Below are 10,305 nucleotides of genomic sequence, written 5' to 3'. Positions count from 1 at the left end.
TCGAGGGTCACGTAGCCCTTGGGTGCGTTGACGTCGAAGCAGTAGAGCTTCTGGCCGGTGCGGGACTTGACCGTGATGTCGGGGGTGCCTTCGCACGTGGTGAGGGTGATGTGGCCGTCACCGCGCTTGAGGATGATCTGCTGTTCGGCCTGGATCTTCGCGGCGTCGGGGTAGGCGAAGTCCTCGATGGCGGAGGGCATTTCACCGGCGGTGGTGGCGCCGGCGGTCTGCGGGCCGGCGTAGGCGACGCCGAGCGTGGTGACCGCGGTGAGCACCGTGGCGGTGCCGACGAGACCGGTGAACAGTGCCTTGCGGGCACGGGTTATCGCCATGGTTTTCCTTGGGTGGAAGAAGTGGGTGTCCGTCCCCTGCCCGGGAACGGATCGAAGATCATCAACCTTATGTGATCTTGATGTCTCGGGGAGACGGTAGCGACTGAATCGAGATCGATCAACCACCGTTGCATCACACTCAACCGAGGTTGATTTTTATGGGGCTCGCGCATACGGTCCCGGAAGCGGGAACCTCACCGATGGCAACAGGGGAGCCATCGGTGAGGTGACTTGCGCTCACGTCGCGGACAACACGTCCGGATAGGGGCCCAGGAACCGGAACGCGCCGGATGCGACGCGGTAGAGGTACGCGCCGCGTTCGCCGGTCAGGACGTGCGTGCTGGTGTCGAAGGCCAGCGGCTTGGCCAGGCCCTGATGCGTCGTACGGAAGATCCGGCGGGACAGGCCCGAGCGGCCGCGGCCCTCCCCGTCCAGGCCGGTCAGGGCCGTCGCCAGCAGCCCGACGGTGTCGTACGCCTCGGTCGCCCAGCGGGCGGGCGGTTCGCCGTACGCGGCGCGGTGGGCGGCGACGAACTCGGACGCGGCGGGCAGGGCCAGCGGATCCGTGAACACGGTGCTGAACAGCCAGCCCTCCGCCGCCGCCCCGGCGGCGCTGAGGAACGCGGGCTCCATCGCGTGCTGGATGGTCATGCGCGGACCCTGGAACCCCGCCTCGGTCAGCGCACGGGCCAGCCGGGCCGCGCGCTCCGGTGAGGTGCCGGCGAAGACGACGGCCTCGGCGCGTGCCTCGATCAGGGCGCGCACGGCGCCCGCGAAGTCCGAGCCGCCCGCCGGGATCCGGTGGATGCTCACCGTGCCCTGGGCCGGGGGCGTCTGCTGTATGACGCGGGTGAGCTGCCACGCGGGCTCACCCGCTTCGGTGTCCTCCACGACGGCCGTGCGGTGCGAGGGCTGGACCCGCGACAGATAGTGGAGCGGCGGCAGCGCGAGCCTGTCGCCGGCCGGGCAGGTCGCGCCCAGCGTCCGCCACTGGGTCTGCGCGGTGTTCGGGCCGCTCACCGACGCCAGCAGCAGCGTCAGGTCCGCGGTGAGACAGGCGGCGGCCACCTCGGGCAGGGCCGCGTCCCAGGTCGGCCCGGTGAGCGCGACGACCGAGGGGTCGGCGGCCAGCTCCTTGGCCGTCCGCGTCGCGCGCGCCGGGTCCGTCCCGCCGTCGTCGGCGACGCGCAGGGCCAGTCGGAACGGGGAGTCCGTCCGGGCGTTGTGCCGGGCCACGGCCAGTCGCATGCCCCGCTCGTGAGCCTGGCCGGTGGCCTTGCCCGGCCCCGTCAGATCGGCCTGGAGGGCAAGCGTGAGGGTGGGCAGGCCGTCGCCCGGCGGCGGAGTGCCGCCGCCGGACGGAGGCCTATTGAACCAGGCGATCGTCAGACCGCCGCCCACGGCCAGCGCTCCGCCCGCCGCGAGCAGCCTCCTGCGGCTGAAGCGGCCGGCGGCCTGCGCGGGCGCGTCGATCCGGGTGGGCTCGGGGGCGGGCAACTCCAGTGCCCGGGTGGAGCGTTCGGCGATGAGGCGCGGCAGCGGGGGCGGCAGCCAGTCCCGGACCTCGGCGGCGTACGGTTCGTCGCAGAGGAGGGCCCGCAACCGCTCCGGCGTCGGCCGGGCATCCGGGTCCTTCGCCAGGCAGGCGGTGACCACCTCCAGCAACTCCGGTGCCAGACCGTCGAGTTCCGGCTCGTCGTGCACCGTACGGAAGACCACCCCGGCCGCGTGGCCGCCGCCGAAGGGGCCGCGCCCGATCGCCGCGTACGCCAGCACGCAGCCGAGGGAGAAGACGTCACCCGCCGGTCCCGGCGGGGGTCCGCCCGCCCGGGCCTGCTCCGGCGGCAGGTACCCCGGAGTGCCGACCACCGCGTCCACGGCCGTCAGGGTGGTCGCCCCGGCCGCCCGCGCGATCCCGAAGTCGATCAGCCGCGGCCCGTCGGGCGCCAGCAGGATGTTGCCCGGCTTCACGTCGCGGTGGACCAGGCCGGTGGCGTGCACCTGCGCCAGCGCCTCGGCGAGCCGTGCACCCAGCACCCGTACCGTACGGGCGGGCAGCGGACCGTAGCCCTCCACCGCCTCGGACAGTGAGGGCCCGGGGATGAAGGGGGTGGCCAGCCAGGGTTCGCGCGCCTCCGGGTCGGCGGCGACCACCGGGACCACCCAGCGGCCGGACAGCCGTTCCGCGGCCTCCGCCTCGCGGCGGAAACGCGCCCGGAAGGCGGGGTCCGCCGCGTGGTCGGCGCGGATCACCTTGACCGCGACCAGGGTGCCCGCCGGGGAACGGCCGAGGTACACCGTGCCCATGCCGCCCGAACCCAGCCGACCGAGCAGCCGGTGACCGCCGATCGCGGCCGGATCGGCGGGGATCAGGGGACGCATGCGCCCGCTATCCCGCCGCCGTCGGCTGGGCGATCGGGCCCGCGTAGCGGATCCGGCCGCCCTCCACCCGGTGCAGGAAGTACAGGTTGCCCTTGACCTGCCGCATGTCGTCGAAGGTGTACTCCCTCGTCAGGCCGCGGTACGTGCCCTTGGCGAGGGCGGTCAGCAGGTCGGCGCGGGCCGGACGGGCGCCGCCGCCCGCGGCCGTCGCCAGCCGGTCGATGACCAGGCCGGTCGCGTCGTAGGCCTCGGCCGTCCAGATCTCCGGGGCCGTGCGGTACGCCGCCCGGTGCGCGCGCGCCAGGTCCGCGATCTCGGGGGCCTCGGGGCCGGTGTACGGGGTGAGGAACTGCCAGCCCTCGGCAGCCGGACCGGCCGCGGTGAGGAACTCCGCCCCGGCGGTGGAGTAGTCGGCGGCCCGCGGCCCCTTGAATCCGGCGCCCGCGAGCGCCACGGCGACCTTGGCCGCGCCGGTCGGCGTACCGGCGTAGAACATGCCGTCGATGCCGTGGGCGAGCATGTCGGTGACCACGGGGGAGAGGTCCCGGGTGCCGCGCGGGACGACCCGCCCGTAGGAGGTGGCGTCGGGCGCGAAGATGCTCAGCGTACGGTCCGCGAGCAGCACCGCCTGCCAGGTGTCGTTGTCGCCGTCGCGGTCGCACAGCACGCCCAGGCGGCGCACGCCCTGGTTCCGGGCCAGTTGCATGTTGACGGCGGCGACCTGGGCCGTGAAGAGGGGGCAGCTCTGGAAGAAGCTGCGCCGGTCGGTGGTGCTGAAGGTGGTCGCCAGGGCCGACACGGTGATCAGCGGGACGGCGGCCTCTCCGTACAGTTCGAGACACGGGATCACCGACGCGTTGACGGTGGGCCCGATCACGGCGAGCACGTCGCGGTCGGCGATGAGTCCGGTGGCGGCGGCCGCGGAGCGGTCGGCCTGCCCGGCGTCGTCGGCGGTGACCACGCTGAGCGTGAAGGGCTTGTCCTTGCGGGAGTTGAAGGCGTCGACGGCCAGCCGCACTCCGCGCTCCTGGGCCAGCCCGGCGGACTTCTGCGGGCCGGACAGGTCCGCGTGTACGCCGATCACCCACTTCCGGGGGGCCGCCCCGGCAGGGGGCTTCGCCTTGTCGCCGTCGCGCAGCGCCAGCCACGCCGCGAGGCCGCCGCCGGTCGCCAGTACGGCCCCGCCGGAGGCGAGGGCCAGGAACCGGCGCCGGGAGGGCTCCTGCCCGCCGCTGCCGGCGGCGGGGGAGGCGGCGGGGTCGGCGACGGTCTCGTCGATGCCGGGCAGGGCGAGCAGGGCCGCGGCCCGCTCGGCGATGGTGGCCACGACGGGGTCGGGCAGCCAGGCGGTGCCCGCGTCCGGCGTGTCCTCGCTCAGCGCCCCGTCCATCTCCTGCGCGGTGGGGCGTGCGTCCGGCTCCTTGGCGAGGCAGGTGCGCAACAGCGCGGTGAGCTCGGGATCCGCCAGGACCTCGGGGCCGAGGTCGGGTTCGTCGTGGACGGTGCGGTAGAGCACGGCGTCGACGGCGCCGCTGCCGAAGGGCAGTCGGCCGGTGGCGGCGTACGCGAGCAGGCAGCCGAGGGAGAAGACGTCGCCGGCCGGTTCGGCGCCGAGCCCGCCGGCCTGCTCGGGCGGGAGGAATCCGGGGGTCCCGACGATGACGTCGGTGGAGGTCAGAGCCGGGTGATCGCCGCCCCGGGCGATCCCGAAGTCGATGAGCCGGGGCCGGTCCATGCCCAGCAGTACGTTGCCGGGCTTGACGTCCCGGTGCACCAGGCCCTGCTCGTGCATCACCCGCAGAGCCTTGGCCAATGCCTTGCCGAGGACGCGCACGGCTCGCAGCGGCAGCGGCCCGTGGGCGGCGACGGCCTCGGCGAGGGAGGGTCCGGGGACGAAGGCGCTGGCCAGCCACGGTTCCGCGGCATCGGGGTCGGCGCCCGTGACCCGTACGGCCCAGGGGCTGTCCACCCGGGCGGCGATGTCGGCCTCGCGGCGGAAACGCGCCCGGAAGTCCGCCTCGTCGGCGAACTCGGCGCGGATGACCTTGACCGCGGCGAGCTCACCGTCATCGGTGCGCCCGAGGTAGACGACGCCCATGCCGCCCGCCCCGAGCCTGCCGAGGAGGCGGTACCCGGCGATCCGCGAGGGGTCCGAAGGGTGCAGTGTCTCCATCAGCCGGCCGCCTTTCCGAACTCCTGCTTGGCGTTCAGCATCATGCGGCTGGTGCCCTGGACGACGAGCGAGTTGATGGTCTCGGTGGTGAAGCCCGCCGCGCCCTTTCCGGTGACGGCCACCGTGACCGGCCCGAACTGCGCCTGGTTCCAGATGTAGTGGTAGGGCCCGCCGCCCTCCTCACCGACGTACTTGCCGACCTCGTTGAAGGAGTCCTCGGTCCAGCCGTTCATCTGCTCGCCCAGGTAGAGGGCGCCGCCCCACAGGCCCTTGACCTCTTCGTTCGCGCGCAGCCGCTGGTCGGGGCAGCGCAGGACCTCTTCCATGGCGCGGGCGGTCTCCCAGCCGGACTCCTCGCGGTTGCGGTGCACGGTCACCGTCACGTCGAGCTTCAGCCGGCCCTGGCCCTCCTTGGGTGCGATCTGGAAGTGACGGGTGCTGGTGGCGAGGACGTCGGCGGGCAGGCCGGAGGTCTGCCAGGCGCAGTCCTGGCCGAGCACGGGCCAGAGGCGCGAATCGCTCTCGAAGGGCACTCTGCGCGTGACATCGGGACCGAAGACGTCCTGGTCGGCGATGATCCGGCCGAGCGAGGCGCGGGCCTCGGCGGCGTTCTTCGGCTGCTTGGCCTCGTCGAGCGCGGGCACGAGCGGCGCGGTGGCGCCGGCGGTCGCGCTGGGCGAGGCACTCGGACGACCGGAGCCGGAGCCGGAGCCGGAGGCCGAGGTGGCGGGCGAGGCCTGGGTCGGGCTCGGCCGGCCCTCCGCCTCTCCGCCGTCGGAGCAGGCCGCGAGCACGGACAAGCCCGCCAGTACGCAGCCGCAGGTACGCAGGGCAAAGCCCCGTCCATGTGTCACATGTCCCCCCACGGCACGGATCGTACCCCTCCGCGGGGTTCTTCAACTGGCATATGGTCCAACGAAGTTGGCGCCGGTCATCGCCGCTCCGTCACGCCTTGGCGAAGGCCCCGCGCAGCGCCTGCCGGACCGACCAGACGACCGACACCAGCGGGACCGCCACCACCGCGCCCACCACCCCCGCGGCGACGGCTCCCGCGATCACCGACAGCGCCACGACCACCGGGTGCAGGCGTACGGCCCAGCTCATCACGAACGGATGCAGCAGATGGCCCTCGATCTGTCCGATGACCACGATCAGCGCGACCACCAGGGCCGCGACGAGCGGGCCCTTGGTGGCGAGGGCGACCACGGCCGCCACGCCCAGGGCGACCGGGGATCCGATGAGCGGGATGAACGCGGCGAAGAACTCCAGCAGCGCCAGCGGCACGGCCAGCGGCACGCCGAGGGCGAAGAGGGCGATCCCCACCAGGACGGCGTTGGTGGCGGCCACCAGCACGATGCCGTGGGTGTATCCGGTGAACGTCCGCCACGCCGCCCGCCCGGCGACGCGTACGGGCTCCTGCGCGCCGAGCGGCAGCTGTGCGCAGAACCAGCCCCACTGCCGGTCCCCGGAGTGGGTGAAGAAGGCGGCGCAGAACAGGCCCAGTGCGGCGACGGTGACAACCTGCACCACCCGGCCGGCTCCGCTGACGGCCGTACTGAGCAGCATCGCCCGGTGGCTCGACAGGTACGACCCGATCTTGGCCTGCACGTCGCTGAGCAGACGGGGGTCCAGCCGCAGCGGCGGCCGCTCCAGCCACAGCTGGATGCGGTCGAGGCCGTCCCTGAACTCCCGGACGAGCGTGTCCCATTCGCCGGCCACCGCCTCGCCGACGAGCGCCAGTACGCCCAGGACCAGGAGGATGCTGCCGATCAGGGCGCACGCAACGGCGAGCGGCCGGGGGAGCGGCCGGGCCAGCAGGTTCGCCACCGGCCGGAGCATCGCGGCCACGACGAGGCCCAGGAAGACGGCGATCGCGATCTCGTGGAACCGGCCCAGTGCGGCGAAGACGGCGTACCCGGCGGCTCCCACCACCAGCAGCCGCCAGGCGTACGCGGCGACCGTCCACAGGATCGGCGACACGTGCGGTGGGACGCCCCGGTCCCGCCCCGCGGACGGGGCGTACGGCCTGGCGCGGGCCCGCCGCGCCGCCGTACGGATACGGGCGCGCCCCTCCGCCCCGGGCCGGCCGGTGGACCCGCGTGCGGACTGCGCGGGGGAGCGCGCGGAGCGCCTGGTCATGGACGGCCTCCCGGATGTGGTGCCTACGAGGTACCACGCGCTCCCGCCCGCCTCACGCGCCCGGCGGCACATTAGCCCGAAGGCGCGGGCCGGTACTTCGCGGCGGCTCCGTCCCTCGGCTGGGCAAAGAGATCGCAAATGATCGAACCCCCGTGCAGGCCGACCGGGTACGACCAGTCGGTATGGAAGACGCGGAGCTGATGTTCGAAGGTGTCGCCCGGCAGGCCGAGCTCGTGCGCACGGGAAAGGTGTCCGCCCGCCGGCTGACCGAGGCCTCGCTGCGGCGCATCGCCCTGCTCGATCCGAGCCTGAACGCCTTCCGCGTGGTGCTCGCGGAACGGGCCCTGGCCGAGGCCGACGCCCGCGACGCCGCACGCGCGTCCGGTGCGGACGGCCCCCTGCTCGGCGTGCCGATCGCGGTCAAGGACGAGCTCGACGTCGCGGGCGAGGTCACGACGTTCGGCGGCGCGGCCAACCGGACGCCGGTCGCGCAGGACGCCGAGGCGGTCCGGCGCCTGCGGGCGGCCGGCGCGGTGATCATCGGGAAGACGACGATGCCGGAGTTCGGCCAGTGGCCGTTCACCGAGTCCGCCGCTCACGGATACACCCGCAACCCCTGGGACACCACGCGCACGACCGGAGGGTCGAGCGGGGGCAGCGCCGCCGCGGTGGCGGCAGGCCTGGTGGGAGCCGCGCTCGGCGGCGACGGCGGCGGTTCCATCCGCATCCCGGCGGCCTGCTGCGGCCTGTTCGGGCTCAAACCCCAGCGCGGCCGCGTCTCCACCGCCCCGCACCCGCACCTGTGGTACGCCCTGGGCACGGTGGGACCGCTCACCCGCACCGTGCTGGACAGCGCCCTCCTCTACGACGTCCTCAGCGGCCCGGCCGACGGGGACCGCTGGTCCGCCCGCCCCGCCGGGACGAGCCTCGTCCGGGCCGTCGCCACGACGCCGGGCCGGCTGCGGATCGGCTGCTCGGCCAAGCCCGCGGTGCGCGGCGTACGTCCGCACCCGGAACACGTACGGGCCATGCGCGAGACCGCCCGGGTGCTGCGCGAACTGGGCCACGACGTACGGGAGGTCGACCCCCGGTACCCGGACACCACGGCCGCGTTCCTGCCGCAGTTCTGCGGCGGCGTACGTTCCGAGGCCGCCGCCATGGAGCGGCCGGAGCTGCTGGAGCGGCGCACGCGCCAGACGCTGCGGGTGGCGCGACTGGCGCCCGAGGCGGCGGTGGAATGGGCGGTCCGCGCGGGCGAGCGGCTGGCGGTGCGCGCCAACCGGGTGTTCACCGGCCCCGAATCCGGCCCCGAATCCGGCCCCGAAACCGGCCCCGATTCCGGCCACGGCTCGGGCTCGGGACTGGACCTGCTGCTGACCCCGACGATCGCTGAGCGCCCGCGCGCAGTCGGCGTGCTGGACGGTGCGGGCATGATCACCGCGATGCTGCGCTCGTTCCCGATGATCGCCTATACGGCCCTGTGGAACGTCACCGGCAACCCGGCCGCTTCCGTCCCGGCCGGCCGCGGGAGCGACGGACTGCCGCTCGCCGTGCAGCTCGTGGGAAGGCAGCACGACGAGGCGACCGTTCTGCAGGTGGCCGCCCAGCTCGAAGCCGCCCGCCCGTGGGCCGACGGCCGGCCCCCGACCTCCTGACGCTGCGGTCGGATCGGGACGCCCGGATCGGGATGCCCGGATCAGGACGTGCGGATCAGGACGTGCGGATCAGGACGCGCGCCGCCTCAAGTGCGTGGTGAGGTGGTGCTGGAGGGGCTGCCCCACCGCCGCCATGTCGTGGACGACGGTCAGTTCCCCGGGGCCCAGGGTGTAGCGGCGCCGGGTGCCGGTGACCTCCTTGGCCAGCGGGGTCAGGGCCACGTCCTTGGTCTCGATCTCGATCTCCCCGTCGGACACCTGCCCGACGTACGTCTCGACGATGCCGGTGGGGTGGGCGAGTACGACCTCCAGTGACGCGTCGGGCGTCACCCGCCACCATCCCGCCTCACGCCCGGCCGGGCGCACCGGGGCCCCGGCCTCGTCGATCAGCCACGCGCGTGCCTCGTACCGGAGGAAGGGGCGGCCGTCGTGGCTGAAAGTGATCTCCTGCTCGTACCGGAAGTCCCGCTCCAGGGTCGGGTACTGACCCTGTCCCCGGCCGTGCCAGCGCCCCAGCAGCGGCAGTACCGGCCGCAGCAGGGGGTGCGGCTCGGGACCCTCGCCGAGGGTGTGGCTGTCGGGGTACGGATTCTCCTGCGCCGGCTCGAACATCTTCACCCTGTCTGTCTGCGTATCCCCTTGCGACGCGCAGCCTAGCCCCTGCACCCCGGCTGCCATCACGTGCTCAACCACAGTTGAACACTTATCAGCCACGCTTGATTTAAACGGGAGTTGGTGCGTACGGTCCTGAGGCCGGGCGACAGCCGTGCCCGGGCGACACCAACAAGGGGGATCGCCGCATGAGACGGCGCACAATCTTCACCGGGGCGCAGAGCCCCGGCTCCGACCGCCCCGGGCGACGGGGCATATCCGGTCGATACGTCGTCAGCGGACTGGTTCTGCCCGCGGCGCTCGTGGCGGGCCTGCTGGGCGCGATGCCCGCCGCGGCCGTGGAGCCGACCGACGCGGACGTCCTGGGATCCGAGCGGTCCCAGGTCGTCGACTACTGGGTGGCCGGCGGAGCCGGCATCAAGGAGGCGGCCGAGCAGGCGCTCCTCGGGTCGGACGAGGACATCAGGAAGTTCCTCGACGCCAAGAACGGCATCAAGTACGAGGACGACTACGTCCAGGCGAGCCGGGTCTTCAACATCGGCGGACCGGCGGTCCGGGCGGCGGCCAAGAAGGCGCTGACCGGTACGCAGGAGGACTTGAACGTCTTCCTGGAGAAGGGCTTCAAGGCCCCGCTGAACGAGGACCGCCAGGTCGAGGTCTCGCGGATCATCAACCTGGGCGGTAACGGGGTCAAGGACGCGGGCAAGGCTGCGCTCAGGGGCACCCCCGAGGACATCGAGAAGTTCCTGAACGAGGGCCAGTACGCGGCCCGCGAGATGGACAACGAGGTCGCCGTCTCGAAGCTGGCGGCGTCGGGTGGTCCGAACGTGCAGGCCGCTGCGAAGATCGCTCTGCGCGGCACTCCGGACGACATGCGCGAGTTCCTGGAGATCGGGCAGTTCACGGCCCGCAACCGGGACCAGGAGTACGCCACCGTCGCGCAGTTGACGGAGGACGCGAAGCAGGCCGGCATCCAGGCCGAGGACGCGACCAAGGCGGCCGAGGAGGCCTC

8 protein-coding genes are annotated in these 10,305 nt (G+C 73.5%); 2 read left to right on the top strand and 6 right to left on the bottom strand.

Annotation, left to right across the window (positions count from 1 at the left end):
- The 5 genes from AB0M99_RS36925 to AB0M99_RS36905 all read right to left on the bottom strand — a co-directional run.
- On the bottom strand, positions 1 to 332 hold a 332-nt coding region (locus AB0M99_RS36925; protein WP_365928514.1), incomplete at its 3' end, for a hypothetical protein.
- Between the two features lie 237 nt (positions 333 to 569).
- Positions 570 to 2,714, bottom strand: coding sequence for a bifunctional serine/threonine-protein kinase/ABC transporter substrate-binding protein (locus AB0M99_RS36920; protein WP_365928513.1), 2,145 nt, complete (start codon positions 2,712 to 2,714; stop codon positions 570 to 572).
- A gap of 7 nt (positions 2,715 to 2,721) precedes the next feature.
- On the bottom strand, positions 2,722 to 4,887 hold the full coding sequence (locus AB0M99_RS36915) for an ABC transporter substrate-binding protein (RefSeq protein ID WP_365928511.1): 2,166 nt from the start codon (positions 4,885 to 4,887) through the stop codon (positions 2,722 to 2,724).
- On the bottom strand, positions 4,887 to 5,681 hold the full coding sequence (locus AB0M99_RS36910) for a hypothetical protein (RefSeq protein ID WP_365928518.1): 795 nt from the start codon (positions 5,679 to 5,681) through the stop codon (positions 4,887 to 4,889). The genes AB0M99_RS36915 and AB0M99_RS36910 overlap by 1 nt, the downstream gene beginning before the upstream one ends.
- A 151-nt stretch (positions 5,682 to 5,832) precedes the next feature.
- Complete coding sequence (locus AB0M99_RS36905; RefSeq protein ID WP_365928509.1) at positions 5,833 to 7,026, bottom strand: AI-2E family transporter; 1,194 nt, start codon at positions 7,024 to 7,026, stop codon at positions 5,833 to 5,835.
- 182 nt (positions 7,027 to 7,208) lie between these two features.
- Between AB0M99_RS36905 and AB0M99_RS36900 the strand changes: the two genes are divergently transcribed.
- On the top strand, positions 7,209 to 8,681 hold the full coding sequence (locus tag AB0M99_RS36900; protein WP_365928507.1) for an amidase family protein: 1,473 nt from the start codon (positions 7,209 to 7,211) through the stop codon (positions 8,679 to 8,681).
- Positions 8,682 to 8,750: 69 nt separating this feature from the next.
- On the opposite strand, the gene AB0M99_RS36895 is transcribed toward AB0M99_RS36900, so the two are convergent.
- On the bottom strand, positions 8,751 to 9,293 hold the full coding sequence (locus AB0M99_RS36895; protein ID WP_365928516.1) for an FABP family protein: 543 nt from the start codon (positions 9,291 to 9,293) through the stop codon (positions 8,751 to 8,753).
- 188 nt (positions 9,294 to 9,481) lie between these two features.
- On the opposite strand from AB0M99_RS36895, the gene AB0M99_RS36890 reads away from it, so the two are divergent.
- On the top strand, positions 9,482 to 10,305 hold an 824-nt coding region (locus AB0M99_RS36890; RefSeq protein ID WP_365928505.1), incomplete at its 3' end, for an ALF repeat-containing protein.

The sequence above is a fragment of the Streptomyces sp. NPDC051183 genome (genome assembly GCF_040682455.1).
In the GTDB taxonomy this organism is placed as follows: Bacteria; Actinomycetota; Actinomycetes; order Streptomycetales; family Streptomycetaceae; genus Streptomyces.
The sequence above is the reverse complement of the archived record's forward strand: the minus strand, read 5'-3'. Positions and strand labels throughout refer to the sequence as shown.